This is a genomic window from Cupriavidus gilardii (assembly GCF_013314895.1).
Classification (GTDB): domain Bacteria; phylum Pseudomonadota; class Gammaproteobacteria; order Burkholderiales; family Burkholderiaceae; genus Cupriavidus; species Cupriavidus gilardii_C.
The window spans coordinates 1-15,802 of the sequence record NZ_JABTYE010000045.1 but is presented as its reverse complement, the minus strand read 5'-3'; the positions used below and the strand labels follow the sequence as shown (position 1 = coordinate 15,802).

Sequence of the window (15,802 nt, the reverse complement as noted above, 5' to 3'; positions counted from 1 at the left end):
GAGTCGGCGCGGGCGGTGCTGCTCATCGAGGTCTCCGGAATGGCGTTGCCGGCGTGGCCGCCGGCTTGGTGTGTCCGCGATGGTTACATCGTTCGATGGCGTCGTCAACCGCAATGCAGAATCGGTGTTCTGCACTGCAGAACCATGTGTGCTGCAGCCGCCGTTATTTGCAACGGATTGCCAGGAACCGCAAGCACAGCGTCCCGATTGATAGCGCAACGCGATGCTGCCGGGCGATCCTCGGCGCCTACCGTTTGTCTCAACGAGTTGCTGCCATGTCCATGAGTACCGATCTCTCCGCTCCCCATCACCGCGCCATGCAGGCTTTGCAGCTGTTCAAGCACGCCTGCGACACCGACGACATCCGCCGCAACCTGCATCTGACCTTGCGCGGCAATACCTATCGCATTACCTACACGCCGCGCCGCGAGCTGAGCCGGTGGAACCGCGTGTTGTCATGGCTGGGAATGGAGCGCCGCACGGCTGTGCGGCAGCTGCCACCGGATCGACAAGTCCTGCGCACGATGGGTTGCCATGCGGTCATAGCCAGCGAGAGCGGCTGGCTGCGGACGATCGCAAGGCGGGTGTTCAGCGGCAAGCTGGAACATTGCGCGGTACGGCCGCTGAACGAGGATCAGCGCCGGGACGTGGCGCTGCGCGCCGCCGTCGCTTTCCATGCCGATTGCGATGTCGGCGCGCTCGGCGAGGGCCCACAGCTGCAGGCGCTGCTCTATGGCGCCAGTCCGACGAAGGCCGACCATCTGAAGGCGTTCACGCAGGCGCGTACGCAGCTGGTCGAGCCGGAGCCCTGGGCGCGGCCGGTGCCGCCGCATGCGCCGTGCTACGCGGTGGTGGCGGCTGCCGTCCCACCGTCGGGCGCCGTGTCCGGCCCCGTTCCCGAGGGGAACAGCCAGCCCGTGCCGCAGCCGGCCGCGGTCCAGGCGCGCTAGTCCATCGCCGGGCCGCGCTCCGCTCAGAAGCGGAAGCGGCCCACATCCGAGGCCAGTTCGGCCGCCTGCCAATCGAGCGATTCGGCTTGCTGCGCCACCGTGGTCACCAACTCCGCGTTCTGCCGGCTGGTGCCATCGAGCCGGGCCACGGCATCGTCGACCACGGCAATGCCGGCAGCCTGCTGCTCGGCCAGGCCATTGAGCCGCTCGGCCAGTGTATGGCTGCGCAGCACCGCCTGTTCGATCGCCACCATCGCCTGTTCGACGTCGCCGCTGTGGCGGACGCCGGCCTCGATGTCGCGCGTGGCCTCCCCAAGCAGCGCGCCGATATCGCGGGCCGACTGCGCGCTGCGTTGGGCCAGCGCACGCACTTCGTTGGCGACCACGGCAAAACCGCGTCCGGCCGCGCCGGCGCGCGCGGCTTCGACCGCCGCATTCAGTGCCAGCAGATTGGTCTGGAACGCGATGCCCTGCAGCACGCCCACCACTTCGGAGATGTCGCGCGAACGCGCCTGTACCGCATCCATCGAGGCGCGCATGCTGCGCACCACCGCGCTGCCGGTACCGACCGCATCGCGGGCCTGGCTCGCCATCGCGCTGGACTCGTGCGCGCGTACGTGGATCTGCTCGACCAGCCCGCGCAACTCGCCGATGCTGGTGGCCGCCTCGTCGACCGCGGCCAGCTGGCGGCCGGTGCGTTCCGATAGATCGCGATTGGCCGCGGCGATCTGTTCGCTGGCGCCATGGATCTGTCGCGCCGAGGCCTGGATGCGCGCGAGCATCGCGGCCAGCGCGTCGCGCATTGCGGCCAGGTCCTGCAGCAGGCCGCGGGTGCCGCGCCGGCGCAGACGCTCGTCGCCGGTCAGATCGCCGGCGGCAATGCGCCGCGCCGCGTCGGCGGCCTCGCGCGGTTCGCCGCCAAGCTCGGCCAGCAGTGCGCGCGCGGCGCGCCATGCGAGCACCGCGGCGGCGGCCAGGCTCGCTGCCAGCATCCCCATCGTGATCCACTGCGCGCGGGCCTGGCTCGCCGATACCGAGGCCACCGTGTCGGCGGCCTGCTTCTCGAGACGGGTACGCGCCTGCTCGATCTGCTTGCCCAGCTTCGCCAGCTGCTCGGCGACGAAGTGGCCTTCGACGGAGACGGCGCTGTCGAACTGCAGCGCATCCAGCGGCTGCTTTCGCAGCAGCTCGACATAGCCCTGCATCGACTGCGCGGCCTCGGCACGCTCGCGCGCCAGCGCCTCGGCCTGATCCGGTGCCGCGCGACCGACACCGGACAGCGTGGTGTCCAGCGTCTGCAGGGCCTGCGCGATCTGCTGTGCGGCGGTATCGCGCTCGGCCGTGCTGGTGGCCATCGTCAGCGCCAATTGGGCATGTCCCAGGCCGGCAAGCGCGGATTGCGCGCGCTCCGCGGCCACCGCCCCGCGCATGTCGCGCTGATACAGCGTGTCGGTCTTCTCCTTCAGCGCGACCAGATTGACGATGCCGCTGACTGCGGCAGCGGCGCCGAACAGGTAGACCAGCACGAACGCCGTGCCGAGCCGCGCGGCGAGCGGCAGGCGCCCGCGCCTTCGCGCTGCCGGCGCACCGTCGGCAGGCCCCGCTGCTGCCGTGGCAGCGCTGCCCCTGACCGCCGCGATCCCCGTTCCCAACCTCGACCGCAAACGCGGCAGCCCCGTTCTGAACCCTTGCAACATGGTTTTCCCCCGCCGCATGCGGCGCCCGTGAATTGTTGTTTTGGCTCCGATGCTGGCAAGGCGATGTGACGTCGCCATGACGTCCCGCCATGCGGCGGGGTTGTCATATGGCTGTCATGTGAACGTCATGAAATGGCTTGCCTTGCCGGCGTATCGTCCACGCCGGCCCCAGGCCAGAAGCCCCGATGCGCGGTCGCCGCGTGCATCCCGGCGTCCCTGCCACCGTTGTCGAGATCCCCATGTCCGTTGCCGTGATCGAATCCGGCGCAGCGGCTGCGCCGATGCGCCTGCCGCCGCTGCGCGCCGTCTTTCAGCCGATCGTGCGCTTCGAGTCGGCCGATCTGCTCGGCTACGAGGCGCTGTTGCGAGGGCCCGAGGGATCGCCGCTGGCCTCGCCCGAAGCGCTGTTCCGGCTGGCGGCCAGCCCCGCCGATACGATGGCGCTGGAAGTGCAGGCGGCCCGCGCGGCGCTGGCCCGCTTCGCCGAACTGCGCTTGCCCGGGCTGCTGTTCGTCAATTTCAGTCCGATGACGCTGCGCCATCTGCTGGCCGATCATGGCCGCGGCATGGCCGCGCTGCTGGCAAGCACGGTAGCGCCGGCGCGTGTCGTGATCGAGCTGACCGAGCAGACCCGCATCGGCGACATCGCGGCGTTCGCCGGTGCGATGGCGGTGCTGCGCGATCTGGGGCTGCGCTATGCGCTGGACGATTTCGGCACCGGCCATGCCAACCTCGATCTGCTGGTTCAACTGACGCCGCAATTCATCAAGCTGGACAAGTCGCTGGTACACGGCGTGGCCTCATGCTCGCGGCGGCTCGAGCTGATGCGCACGGTGCTGAGCCTGGCCGATGCGCTTGGCACCAGCGTGATCGCCGAAGGCATCGAGGACAACGAGGAGCTGGCGGTGCTGCGCGACCTCGGTGTGCCGTTCGGCCAGGGCTATCTGCTGGGCCGGCCTTTGCCGGAGCCGTCGCAAGCGCCGCCGGAGGACGTGGTGCAGGCGCTGGGCTCGCGGCAGATCGCGGTGTTTCCGCAGGTGGTGCGCTCGGGATGGACCGGCCCCAGTGCGGGCAAGCTGCTGCGCCGCGCGCCGACGGTGACGCCGGAACAGACCAACAACGAGGTGCTGGCACTGTTCCATGCCAATCCCGGTCTGCATGCGCTGGCCGTCGTCGATCCCGACGGCAGGCCGATCGGCATCATCAACCGGCAAAGCTTCATCGACCGCTATGCCGCGCCGTTTCATCGCGAGCTGTACGGCAAGAAAGCCTGCATCCTGATGGCGCATCGCGAGCCGGTCTGCTTCGATCGCAGCGCGACTATCGAAACCATGGCGAAGAGTCTGTCCAGCGGCAACCAGCGCCATCTGGCCGACGGCTTCATCATCACCGACGATGGCCGCTATGCGGGACTGGGCACGGGCGCCGATCTGATCCGCGCCGTCACCGAGATCCGCATGGAGGCCGCGCGCTATGCCAATCCGCTGACTTTCCTGCCCGGCAACATTCCGCTGAACCAGCATGTCGACCGGCTGCTCGATGCGGGCGCGGCGTTCTGCGCCTGTTATGTCGATCTGAACCACTTCAAGCCCTTCAACGATCAGTACGGCTACTGGAAGGGCGACGAGATGATCAAGGGCGCCGCCGCGATTCTTGCCGATGCCTGCGATCCGGTGCGCGACTTCCTCGGCCATGTCGGCGGCGACGACTTCCTGGTGCTGTACCAGAGCCCCGACTGGAGCCAGCGCGCGCGTGGCGCGATCGCGCGCTTCAACCGCGCCGCGCGCGAGCTGTACCATGCCGACGACCGCGCGGCGGGAGGCATCCATGGCGAGGACCGGCATGGCCGCACCGCGTTCTTCCCGATGGTCAGCATGGCCATCGGCGCGGTTCGCGTGGCCCACGGCGTCGCGCGCACCGAGACCGACGGCTGGCGTCTGGGCAGCAGCCATATCGCGGTCGCCGCGGCCGCGGCCAAGCGCGACGCCAAGAAGGACCCGAGCGGTTTTGCGGTGGTCGATCTGGCGCCGACACTGGCGGCGGCCGCTTCGTCGGACGAGCCGCCCGAGGGCCGTCCACATTGAGCGACCGGCATGCGGCCGGGCGGCGAACGGGTGTTCGGGTTATCCACAGATTGTGTGGATAACCCGACCGGGGCCGGCCCCAGGCGCGCGCCGGCGCGTCGCGCCATCGGACTGCCTAAAAAAAATGCAAAGGGCGGCGTCGATGCGGTGAGCCTCGCCATGTCGCATACATGGACGGCCGCGATGCGGGCCGCCTATGCCACAATGCGCGGCAGTTCAGTGTTCAAGATTCACCGTTTTCACCGTTCATCGTTCAACCGGATTCCGCAGCGGATGGCAGCCGATGTTATTGAGCACCAGCGTTGTCGCGACGATTGTCCTGTGTTTCCACGTGGTCGGCGTGTTTGCCGCGATGCATGCCGTGATGACGGTGCGAACCGCGCCCGGCGCGATCGCCTGGGCCGGCTCGCTGCTGATGATGCCGTATCTGGCGCTGGTGCCGTACCTGGTCTTCGGCAGCAGCAATTTCGTCGGTTATGTCAATGCGCGGCGCTTCTATCGCGAGCAGATGCGCGAGCTGCGCCATGGCATGGAGCCGCGCGAGCGCGAGGCCTGCATCGTTCGGCAGCCGCATCATCCCGGGCTGCGCGCACTGCCAAGGCTCACCGGGCTGCATTGCCTGTCGGGCAACCATGTGCGACTGCTGGTCGATGGACCGGCCACTTTCACGGCGATCTTCGCCGCGTTGAAGTCGGCGCGCCGCGTCGCGCTGGTGCAGTTCTTCATCGTCCATGACGACGAACTCGGGCGCGAGCTGCAGGCGCTGCTGTGCGAGCGCGCCGCTGCGGGCGTCGAGGTCTATTTCCTGTACGACAGCATCGGGTGCCATGCCTTGCCGGGCCACTACGTGCGCCGCATGGCCGCATGCGGCGTCAAGGTCAGCGCGTTCGCACCGCATCGCGGCTTCGTCAATCGTTTCCAGCTGAACTTCCGCAATCATCGCAAGCTGGTGGCCGTCGATGGCGAGCGGGCCTTCATCGGCGGACACAATGTCGGCAACGAATACATGGGCCTGAAGCCGCCGCTGGCGCCCTGGCGCGATACCCATATCGAGGTGCGCGGCCCGGCGGTGCTCGACCTGCAGATGACCTTCGCCGAGGACTGGTACTGGGCGTCGCGCGAGGTGCCGACGCTGCTGCTGCCGCCGCCCGAACCGGCCGGCGACATGGTGTGCCAGGTGGTGCCGAGCGGCCCGGCCGATTCGCAGGAGACCTGCTCGCTGTTCTTCGTCGAGGCGATCCAGGCCGCGCGCACGCGGCTGTGGATCACCACGCCGTACTTCGTCCCGGACGAGGCAGTGTTCGCGGTGCTGCGGCTGGCTGTGCTGCGCGGCGTCGACGTGCGCATCCTGATGCCGGGACGCGCCGACCACAAGGTGGTGTTCGCCGCCTCGACGCTGTATGCCTATCAGGCAATCTGCGCGGGCATCCGCATCTACCGCTATATACCCGGCTTCCTGCATCAGAAGGTGATGCTGATCGACGACGAGCTGGCCGCGGTGGGCACTGCCAATCTCGACAACCGCTCGTTCCGGCTCAATTTCGAGCTGACCGTGATGACGGCGGACCGCGACTTCGCCAGCCAGGTCGAGGGCATGCTGCTGGCCGATTTCGCCCAGGCACGCGAGATCGGCCGCGACGAATATCTGGCCGCGCCGCCGCTGCGCCGCGTGGCAATGCATGTGGCCAAGCTGTTCGCGCCGATCCTGTAGCGGCGGCCGGCGAAAGCCCTGCGGGTGATGGGGCCGGCACGGGGCCTCGAGCGGCCCTTTGCCGATTCGCGGTATCCTTGCCGTCAGGCGCCCCCTGGCATGGCCTCCGGAACGGGGCCCGGCAGGCAGGACAGAGCCGCAGCGCAATCTCCCGGGACCCACTCCCCGGCCGCTGACACGGCATCCCGCGCACACGCATTGGCAAGATGATATGAACGACACGGAAATCACGCTGGTCGGTTCGGCACGGCTGCCGACCCGCTTCGGCGAGTTCACCGCTCACGCCTTCAAGGGCGTGACCAGCGGGACGGAACACCTGGCGCTCAGCGTCGGCGATATCGCCGGCGCGGGCGTGTTGACGCGGCTGCATTCGGAATGCCTGACCGGCGACGTATTCGGTTCGTGCCGCTGCGACTGCGGCGAACAGCTGGCGCTGGCGATGGAGCGCATCGCCGCCGAGGGCCGCGGCATCGTGCTGTACCTGCGCGGCCACGAAGGCCGCGGCATCGGCCTGGGCCACAAGATCCGTGCGTACAGTCTGCAGGATGGCGGGCTCGACACCGTCGATGCCAATCTGGCGCTGGGACAGGCGGTCGACTCGCGCACCTATGCCTTTGCCGCCGATCTGCTGCGCCAGCTCGGCATCCAGTCGATCCGGCTGATGAGCAACAATCCGCGCAAGCGGCAGCAGCTCGAAGAGGCCGGCATCACCGTGCTCGAGCAGCTGCGCCACAGCGTGCCGGCCAACGCCGAAAACGAAAAATACCTGGCCACCAAGCGCGTGCGGCTGGGCCATCTGCTCGACTGACTTCGCCTTGCGTATCGGCTCGCCGGCCCTCGGGGGGAACCCTGTAGGCATCGACCGACAACCGCTCGGGGAGCCTGCTTACAGTCCGGCTCGGCCGCTTCTCTTATCGTGAATGCATGGACGCACCGCTTGCGGTGCGCGCCGTTTTGCAGCCTCGCTGCATACGTCCTGCAACCGCCGCCGCGGCATGCGGCGGCATCACGATAACGAGGAGTCGCCATGGCAGACAAGAACGTCGATGTGCTCAACGATCTGATCGAGGTGTCGCGCGACGGCGAGCAAGGGTTTCTGAAGGCCGCCGAGGACGCCACCAATCCTGAGCTGAAGGAACTGTTCACCAGCCGCGCGACCGAGATCGGCGCCGCCATCCGTGAGCTGCAGTCGCAGGTGATCGCGCTGGGCGGCCGGCCGGAAGAGGGCGGCAGCGTGGCCGGCGCTTTGCATCGCGGCTGGGTCAGCCTGCGCAGCGCTGTCGCGAACCGCACCGATCTGTCTATTCTGGAGGAGTGCGAGCGCGGCGAGGACGTGGCCAAGAAGAAGTACGCCGATGCCCTGCAGCACGACGATCTGAGCTTCGAAGTGCGCGCGCTGATCGAACGCCAGTATCACGGCGTGCTGCGCAACCACGATCTGGTTCGCGATCTGCGCAACCGCTATCGCGCGACCTGAGCGGCCTCGGCCGCTTCCACCCGAAGGAGATGGACGATGAGCCAACCCGGCAACCTTGAATCCGTTTCTCGTCCCGGCAAGCACGGCGAGGAGGGCGCGGCCGACGACCGCACCGAGCGCAATCTGGACGAGGCGCTCGAGGAAACGTTCCCGGCCAGCGATCCGATCGCCGTCGAACCCGACAAGGAGGACGGCGAGGGCCAGGCCGGCAAGGCCAGCGGCGGCAAGAGCAGCTGATCGTCGCGTCATTCCCCGAATGCGGGAATCCGGCGACTTCAAGGGTCACCGGGTCCCCGCGTTCGGGGGGAGACGGCGGTGTCGCCAAACAAACGCGGGAGCCGCAAGGCTCCCGCGTCTTGTCTTGTGCGACCGCTAGGGCAGCTTGCGAAGTTGTGCGATTACCGACATCAGTTGTCCGTGCGCCACGGTGACCGCGGGCTCCTCCTGCAGCGCCTCGTGATAGCGCTCGCGGAACGCGGGGTCGCCCTGCGTGCTGAACAGCCGCGCCGCCGCCTCGGCCACCGCACGGCAGGTGCCGTCGTGGTGCATCGGCCCGTCGAGTTCCTCGTCGATCTCGACGATCAGGCGCGACAGCGGGTCGAGCCAGCGGAAGTAGTTGTCCTCGGTGACGATCTGCACGAACTGGCCCGCGGGAATCGGGCCGTAGAGGCGTTCATATTCGTTACGGTCGTGCTGGATGATCTCCTTGTGGGATTTCAGCAGCGCCGCGCGCAGCGCGCGCAGTCCGGCGCGGCGCGATTCCTGCGTGGCTTGGTATTGTTCTTCGGTCAGCATCCCCATTCTCCGCTCCCGGTTCGGTGTTGTGCGGGCGTCCCGCGCGGCAGGGGTAGCGGCGCGGTGCGTGTGCATGCTCGTGGACGATGCGTCTGCGGCCGGCATTTGCAGGCTGCATGCCAGTATATGTAGGTGCCGGGGCGCGATCCAACCTCGTGCTATCCCGAATGGCCGCGATCTTTGGAATGCGGTGACAAGCCCGGTGCGGCATGCGAGACAGCGTTTCGCGAGCCGCATGCGATCTGAATTATTTTTAGGGCAGACATAACGATCGCCGCGACCGCGGCGTCATGCGGCACAATAGGCCTCATGTTGCGCTCTCGATCCTTGGCACCGCCTGGCCTGCCGCCTTCCATTCGCCTTCCTGCACGCTCTGTCGGAGACGGCAGATGGTGATGCTGTGGCTGATCGCGCTGCCGCTGGGCGCGGCCATGCTGACGCCGCTGTTCGGCCGCCATCTGCGCCCGCTGACGGCGCCGCTGGTGCTGGGCACACCGATGATCGGGCTGGCCTTGCTGCTGAGCGTGCGGCACGAGATCTTCAGCGGGGAGGTGCTGGCGTGGCGCATGCCGTGGCTCGACAGCCTGGGCTTCGCGCTGAGCTTCCGGCTGGACGGCCTGTCCTATGCCTTTTCGGTGCTGGTGCTCGGCATCGGCCTGCTGGTGCTGCTGTACGCGCGCTATTACCTGTCGCGCAGCCAATCGACCGCACGCTTCTTTGCGCTGCTGCTGCTGTTCATGGCGGCGATGCTCGGCGTGGTGCTGTCGAGCAATCTGCTGCTGCTGGTCGTGTTCTGGGAGCTGACCAGCATCGTCTCCTTCCTGCTGATCGGCTTCTGGTCGTATCGCTCCGATGCGCGCAAGGGCGCGCGCATGGCGCTGACGGTCACCGGCGGCGGCGGCCTGGCGCTGCTCGCCGGGGTGCTGCTGCTCGGCCATATCTGCGGCAGCATGGAACTGTCCGATGTGATCGCCAGCGCCGGCACCGTGCAGAAGCATCCGCTGTATCCGCCGATGATCGTGCTGGTGCTGCTGGCGGTCTTCACCAAGTCGGCCCAGTTCCCGTTCCACTTCTGGCTGCCGCACGCGATGGCGGCACCGACCCCGGTCTCGGCGTATCTGCATTCGGCCACCATGGTCAAGGCCGGCGTGTTTCTGCTGGCGCGGCTGTATCCGGTGCTCGAGGGCACCGACTGGTGGTTCTACATGCTGAGCCTGACCGGCCTTGCCACGCTGGTGATCGGCGCCGGCATGGCGCTGCTGCAACGGGATCTGAAGGGGCTGCTGGCGTATTCGACGATCAGCCATCTGGGTTTGATCACGCTGCTGTTCGGGCTCGACACCGGCCTGAGCACGGTCGCCGCGCTGTTCCATATCATGAACCACGCGGTGTTCAAGGCCTCGCTCTTCATGGCGGCCGGCATCATCGACCACGAGACCGGCACGCGCGATCTGGGCCGCCTGCGCGGATTGCGCCGCTACATGCCGCACACCGCGCTGCTGGCGATCGTCGCCTCGCTGGCGATGGCCGGCGTGCCGCTGCTCAACGGCTTCCTCAGCAAGGAGATGTTCTTTGGCGAAACCCTCGCGCAAGGGCTGCTGGGGCCGTTCAACTGGACCATTCCGGCGCTCGCCACCGCGGCCGGCGCGCTGACGGTCGCGTACTCGCTGCGCTTCATCCATGGCGTGTTCTTCGACGGCGAGCCCGACGATCTGCCGCATTATCCGCCGCACGAGCCGCCGCGCTGGATGAAGATTCCCGTGGAGATCCTGGTGGTGACCTGCCTGGTGGTGGGGCTGTTTCCGAACCACACCGTGGCCGGCCTGCTCGATGCGGCCGCGCGCGGCACCATGGGTGCGCCGTTGCCGATCTATAGCCTGAGCCCCTGGCATGGCTTCAATCTGCCGCTGGCGATGAGCGCCTTGTCGATGGCGGCCGGCGGCGCGCTGTTCTTTCTGCGCCGCGATTCGTTCCGCCACTATCACGCGAAGCTGCCGCAGTTGAATGCGCGCGACCGCTTCGAGGATGCGATCGAACGCATCGAGCGCGCGTCCGGCCGGCTGGCGCTGTTGTTCGAGAACGGCTCGCTGCAGCGCTATCTGGCCTTCGCGATCGCGGCGATGGTGCTGCTGCCGGCGCGCTATCTGTTCGAGCTGGAGCGGGCCCAGGGGCCGGTTGCGCTGGCGCCGGTGGACCCGGTCACCGCGACCGGACTGGTCTTGCTGGCGCTCGGCGCCTGCGCGGTGGTGGCCGCGCGCCGGCAGCGCCTGGTCGCGCTGCTGATGGCAAGCCTGTGCGGGCTGATGGTGGCGCTGGCCTTCACGCGCTTCTCCGCCCCCGATCTGGCGCTGACGCAGATCTCGGTCGAGGTGGTGACCATCATCCTGCTGGTGCTCGCGCTGTACTTCCTGCCGGCCGACCTGCCCGAGCGGGCGGGGACCGCGCGGCATCTGCGCGATGCCGCGCTGGCGCTGGCCGGCGGCGGCACCGTGGGCGTGGCCGCCTTCGCGGTGATGACACGCCCGCACCAGACCATCGCCGACTTCTTCATCGCGCAGAGCGTGCCGGGCGGCGGCGGGCACAACGTCGTCAACGTGATTCTGGTCGACTTCCGCGGCTTCGATACGCTGGGCGAGATCTGCGTGCTGCTGATTGCCGGCCTCGGCGTGCATGCGCTGCTCAAGGGCCTGCGCCTGCCGGCCCCGACCGCGGGCCCCAACGACATGCCATGGTCGCGCCAGAGCCATCCGCTGCTGCTGGCCATCCTGGCGCGGCTGATGCTGCCGTTGACGATGCTGGTGGCGATCTTCATGCTGCTGCGCGGGCATCAGCTGCCCGGCGGCGGCTTCGTTGCCGCGCTGATCACCGCGGTCGCGCTGCTGCTGCAGTACATCGCCAGCGGCGTGCTGTGGACCGAATCTCGCATCACGCTGCACCATCGCGCGATCGCGGGGGCGGGCATCCTGCTCGCCGGGCTGGTGGGCCTGGGCAGCTGGGCCTTCGGCTATCCGTATCTGACCACCGCCTTCGGGCACTTTCATCTGCCCTGGATCGGCGAGATCGAACTGGCCACCGCCTTGCTGTTCGATCTGGGCGTCTATCTGACCGTGGTCGGCACCGTGCTGCTCATCGTGTCCCATCTAGGTGTGCGCGACAAGCGGGTAGCTGCCGCGCGCCAGCTTGCGGAGACCGTCTGATGGAAGCCGTATTTGCCGCCGCCGTCGGTGTGCTCGCCGCCTGCGGGTTCTATCTGGTGCTGCGCGCCCGCACCTTCTCGGTGGTGCTCGGGCTGACGCTGCTGACTTATGCGGTGACGCTGTTCCTGCTCGGCATGGGCCGGCTTGCCACCGGCAAGCCGCCGATCATCGCGCCCGGCGCGCAGTACGCCGATCCGTTGCCGCAGGCGCTGGTGCTGACCGCGATCGTGATCGGCTTCGCCATGACCGCCTTCATCATGGTGCTGGCGCTGCGGTCGCGGGCGTTGCGCGGCAGCGATCATGTCGACGGCGAGGAGCCGGGCGATGCCATCTCGTCCGGGCCCGAACCCGAACGGCCGGAGGACGCCGACCGTGCGCGCGCATCGCGGCAGTCGCCGTCGGGATCCATGTCGCCATCCATGTCGCCATCCCCGGCCGACGAGGAGGCGTCATGAATCACGCCATGCTGTTGCCGATCCTGCTGCCCATGTTCTGCGGCGGGCTGCTGGTGGTGCTGCCGGCCCGCTGGCGTGCCGGCTCGCGCTGGCTCGGCGTGCTGGCCACGCTGGCGTTGCTGCCGATCGCAGCGGCTTTGCTCGACCAGGCGGCCAGCGGCGACATCGCGGTGTACGCGATCGGCAACTGGGCTGCACCGTTCGGCATCGTGCTGCAGCTGGACCGGCTGGCGGCCCTGATGCTGCTGCTGACGGCCTTGCTCGGCGCGGCCGCGGTGCTGAGCGCGGGCGAGCGCGATACCCGTGCGGGCCGGCATTTCGACGCCTTGTTCCAGTTCCAGCTGATGGGCCTGAACGGGGCCTTCCTGGCCGGGGACCTGTTCAACCTGTTCGTGTTCTTCGAGGTGCTGCTGATCGCCTCGTATGCGCTGCTGGTCCACGGCGGCGGCAACGAGCGGATCGGCGCGGGGCTGCACTACGTCGTGTTGAACCTGGTCGGGTCGTCGTTTTTCCTGCTGGCGATCGGCGTGCTGTACGGCATCACCGGCACGCTGAACATGGCCGATCTCGGCGAGCGGCTGGTCCGGCTCGCCCCGTCCGAGGTGCCGCTCGCGATGGCGGCCGGCGCGATGCTGATGCTGGTGTTCGGGCTGAAGGCGGCGGTCTTTCCGCTGTCGTTCTGGTTGCCGCGCGCCTATGCCGCGGCGGCGGGCCCGGTGGCCGTGCTATTCGCGATCATGACCAAGGTCGGCATCTACGCCATCCTGCGCTGCCACGCCTTGCTGTTCGATGGCGGGCGCGGCTGGTTTGGCGGCTTCATGCACCAATGGCTGTGGTGGCTGGCGATCGTCACGATGGTGCTGGCCGCGTGCGGCGCGCTGGCGGCGCGCTCGATGAAACGGCTGACCGGCTATCTGGTGCTGGTATCGGTCGGGCTGCTGGCCGCCGGCGTATCGATCCAGACGCCGCAGGCCTGGAGCGCGACGCTGTACTACCTCGCCAGCACGACGGTCGGCACGGCGGCGCTGTTCCTGCTGGCCGATGCGCTGGAGATGCCGTCGGGCCGGCTGCCGGTCGGGGGCGGCATCTCGCGGCTGGCCGGCACGCTATACCTGACCGCGGCCATCGCGGTGGTCGGGCTGCCGCCGTTGTCCGGCTTCATCGGCAAGGTCATGCTGATGCAGGCCGTGCCGGTCTACGGCAGCTGGAACGGCGCGGTGGTGCTGTGGCCGGCGGTGATCCTGTCGAGCCTGGTGTTGATCGTGGCGATCAGCCGCACCGGCAGCCGGCTGCTGTGGCAGGCGCCGGCAGCCGCCGCGGCCCATGAACACGGCATGGTCACGCGGCACGATGCCCGGGTGCCGCCCGCGCGCAGGCCCGACGCCGCCAGGCTGGTCTGCTGTGCCTTGCTGCTGGCCTGCAGCGTGGCGCTGGTCGTGTTCGCGCGGCCCCTGTCCGTCTATCTCGACGCGACCGCGCTGCAACTGTTCGACCGCGCCGCCTACACGCGCGCGGTGCTGGCCGCGCCGACGGAGCCGCCACGATGATGCGCCGCTGGCTGCCCCATCCCTGGCTCAGCGCGATGCTGCTCGCGGTCTGGCTGCTGCTCGGCAATGCCGCCGCGCCGGGCGACTGGCTGCTCGGCGCGCTGCTGGCCTGGGCCATCGGCCTGCGCGTGGGCCAGCGGCTGTGGCTGCGGCCGTTGCGGCTGGCGCGGCCGTGGCTGGCGTTGCGTCTGATCTGGCATGTCGCGGTCGACATCGTCGTCGCCAACGTGCACGTCGCCTGGCTGGTGCTGGTGCGCGGCGCGCGCCTGCAGCCGGCATTCATCGAACTGCCGCTCGAGTCCGAGCACGAGATCGCGCTGACCGCACTGATCAGCATCGTGTCCTTGAGCCCGGGAACCGTCTGCGCCGAACTGAGCGACGATCGCCGCTGTCTGCTGGTCCATGTGCTGGACCTGGACGATGCCGACGACATGATCGCGCGCATCAAGTCGCGCTACGAGGCGCCCTTGAGGGAGATCTTCCTATGCTTGCCGTCGTGATTCCGATTTCGCTGGCGATGCTCGGCATCGCCTTCCTGCTGACGCTGCTGCGGCTGCTGATCGGCCCGACCCTGCCGGACCGCATCGTCGCGCTGGACACGCTGAACATCAACGCGATCGCGCTGATCGTGGTGTTCGGCATCTGGCTCGGCTCGTCGCAGTTCTTCGAGGTCGCGCTGCTGCTGGCGGTGATGGGCTTCATCGGCACGGTCGCGCTGACCAAGTATCTGCAGCGCGGCGACATCATCGAACTGAAGTAGGGAGAGGGCGATGCCGTTCTACCTCGAAGCCATCGTCTGCGCGCTGCTGCTGATCGGCAGCCTGTTCACGCTGGTCGGCGCGATCGGCCTGCTGCGCCTGCCGGACTTCTTCATGCGGCTGCATGGCCCGACCAAATCGACCACGCTGGGCGTCGGCGGCGTAGTGATCGCCTCGGTGGTCTACTTCAGCAGCCAGGGAGAGGGCTGGAGCCTGCACGAGATCCTGCTGACCGCCTTCCTGTTCCTGACGGCCCCGATCAGCGCCCATATGCTGGCCAAGGCGGCGATGCAGCAGCGCGTGCCGGTCCATCCGGTCACGCGCGGCCGGCCGTGGCTGACCGATCGCGGCGCCGAGTCCAGGCCGGAGGACGACGGCGGCGTCGAGCCGCGCTAGGCGTTTGGTGTCTGCCTGGGCCTGGGCCTGGGCTTGGGCGCGGATGACTTGGCCTTGGGCTCGGGACTCGGCGCAGCGGCCCGTTTGGCGACCGTCCTGCCGGTGCCCTTGCGTGCCGCCTTGCCGCTGAATTTGGCGGCCAGCTTCAATGCCGAAACGATTTCGTCGAAGGCGGCCTCGCGCGCCGCGGGATCGGGCACGCGCAACGCATAGGACGGGTGGTAGGTTGGAATCACGGTGCGGCCTTCGTGCTCGATCGGCTGGCCCAGCACCTTGCGCAGCGCCATCGCTTTGACGCCCAGCACGGCCTTGAGCGCCGTCGCGCCCAGCGCCACCACCACGCGCGGCGCGACCCGCTCGAATTCGTCCTCGAGCCAATAGCCGCACGCTTCGATTTCCCGCTGTGCCGGGGTCTTGTGCAGCCGCCGCTTGCCGCGCAACTCCCATTTGAAATGTTTGACCGCGTTGGTCAGGAATACCGACTCGCGCGACAAGCCGGCCCTGGCGAACGCTTCGTCGAGCAGGCGGCCGGCCGGGCCGACGAAGGCCTTGCCGGCGAGGTCTTCCTGATTGCCGGGCTGTTCGCCAACCACCATCACCGGCGCCGGGGCCGGGCCGTCGCCGGGCACGCCGTGAGTCGCGTTGCGCCACAGATCGCAGCGGCGGCAGGCGTCGAGGGTGGCCGGCCGCTGGTCGGAGGGCTCCGGCGTGTCGTCGGGTGGGGTAGGGCGGGAT

General features: G+C 68.5%; 14 protein-coding genes and 1 pseudogene. 12 read left to right on the top strand and 3 right to left on the bottom strand.

Going from position 1 to position 15,802, the window contains the following annotated elements; translation table 11 throughout:
* The first annotated feature begins 275 nt into the window (after window positions 1–275).
* Window positions 276–950, top strand: a complete 675-nt coding sequence (locus tag HTY53_RS24285) for a hypothetical protein (protein WP_174109148.1) — start codon at window positions 276–278, stop codon at window positions 948–950.
* A gap of 23 nt (window positions 951–973) precedes the next feature.
* Here HTY53_RS24285 and HTY53_RS24280 read toward each other — a convergent pair whose 3' ends face one another.
* The gene (locus HTY53_RS24280; RefSeq protein WP_368041070.1) at window positions 974–2,476 is read right to left on the bottom strand and encodes a methyl-accepting chemotaxis protein; all 1,503 of its coding nucleotides are present in this window, start codon (window positions 2,474–2,476) and stop codon (window positions 974–976) included.
* Between the two features lie 410 nt (window positions 2,477–2,886).
* Here HTY53_RS24280 and HTY53_RS24275 point away from each other — a divergent pair, with 410 nt between their 5' ends.
* The 5 genes from HTY53_RS24275 (at window position 2,887) to HTY53_RS24255 (ending at window position 8,156) form a co-directional block, all read left to right on the top strand.
* A complete protein-coding gene (locus HTY53_RS24275; protein WP_174109146.1) occupies window positions 2,887–4,731 on the top strand; it encodes an EAL domain-containing protein in 1,845 nt (614 codons plus the stop codon).
* A gap of 283 nt (window positions 4,732–5,014) precedes the next feature.
* Window positions 5,015–6,442, top strand: a complete 1,428-nt coding sequence (gene cls / locus HTY53_RS24270) for a cardiolipin synthase (protein WP_174109145.1) — start codon at window positions 5,015–5,017, stop codon at window positions 6,440–6,442.
* Between the two features lie 211 nt (window positions 6,443–6,653).
* Window positions 6,654–7,250, top strand: coding sequence for a GTP cyclohydrolase II (gene ribA, locus HTY53_RS24265; protein ID WP_174109144.1), 597 nt, complete (start codon window positions 6,654–6,656; stop codon window positions 7,248–7,250).
* A 219-nt stretch (window positions 7,251–7,469) separates the two neighbouring features.
* On the top strand, window positions 7,470–7,919 hold the full coding sequence (locus HTY53_RS24260) for a PA2169 family four-helix-bundle protein (RefSeq protein WP_053823726.1): 450 nt from the start codon (window positions 7,470–7,472) through the stop codon (window positions 7,917–7,919).
* A 36-nt stretch (window positions 7,920–7,955) separates the two neighbouring features.
* A complete protein-coding gene (locus HTY53_RS24255; protein ID WP_174109143.1) occupies window positions 7,956–8,156 on the top strand; it encodes a hypothetical protein in 201 nt (66 codons plus the stop codon).
* 135 nt (window positions 8,157–8,291) lie between these two features.
* Here the strand turns inward: HTY53_RS24255 and HTY53_RS24250 are convergent, their stop codons facing one another.
* Entirely contained in the window at window positions 8,292–8,720 is a 429-nt protein-coding gene (locus tag HTY53_RS24250) for a hypothetical protein (protein ID WP_174109142.1), read from the bottom strand.
* 383 nt (window positions 8,721–9,103) lie between these two features.
* Between HTY53_RS24250 and HTY53_RS24245 the strand changes: the two genes are divergently transcribed.
* The 6 genes and pseudogenes from HTY53_RS24245 to HTY53_RS24220 all read left to right on the top strand — a co-directional run bounded on the left by HTY53_RS24245 (window position 9,104) and on the right by HTY53_RS24220 (window position 15,067).
* Window positions 9,104–11,911: a monovalent cation/H+ antiporter subunit A gene (locus tag HTY53_RS24245; protein WP_174109141.1), complete on the top strand. Its 2,808-nt coding sequence runs from the start codon at window positions 9,104–9,106 to the stop codon at window positions 11,909–11,911.
* Window positions 11,911–12,231: pseudogene (locus HTY53_RS24240) on the top strand (Na+/H+ antiporter subunit C); the annotation flags it as partial. The gene HTY53_RS24245 and the pseudogene HTY53_RS24240, both read left to right, overlap by 1 nt.
* A gap of 131 nt (window positions 12,232–12,362) precedes the next feature.
* The gene (locus HTY53_RS24235; protein WP_174109139.1) at window positions 12,363–13,913 is read left to right on the top strand and encodes a monovalent cation/H+ antiporter subunit D; all 1,551 of its coding nucleotides are present in this window, start codon (window positions 12,363–12,365) and stop codon (window positions 13,911–13,913) included.
* Window positions 13,910–14,413: a Na+/H+ antiporter subunit E gene (locus HTY53_RS24230; RefSeq protein WP_174109138.1), complete on the top strand. Its 504-nt coding sequence runs from the start codon at window positions 13,910–13,912 to the stop codon at window positions 14,411–14,413. Before HTY53_RS24235 ends, HTY53_RS24230 begins: the two co-directional genes overlap by 4 nt.
* Window positions 14,398–14,673: a K+/H+ antiporter subunit F gene (locus tag HTY53_RS24225; protein WP_174109137.1), complete on the top strand. Its 276-nt coding sequence runs from the start codon at window positions 14,398–14,400 to the stop codon at window positions 14,671–14,673. The genes HTY53_RS24230 and HTY53_RS24225 overlap by 16 nt, the downstream gene beginning before the upstream one ends.
* Before the next feature lie 10 nt (window positions 14,674–14,683).
* Window positions 14,684–15,067: a Na+/H+ antiporter subunit G gene (locus HTY53_RS24220; protein ID WP_174109136.1), complete on the top strand. Its 384-nt coding sequence runs from the start codon at window positions 14,684–14,686 to the stop codon at window positions 15,065–15,067.
* Here HTY53_RS24220 and HTY53_RS24215 read toward each other — a convergent pair.
* Window positions 15,064–15,802: UdgX family uracil-DNA binding protein (locus tag HTY53_RS24215; protein WP_254600106.1), on the bottom strand; the 739-nt coding region annotated here is incomplete at its 5' end. The genes HTY53_RS24220 and HTY53_RS24215 overlap by 4 nt on opposite strands.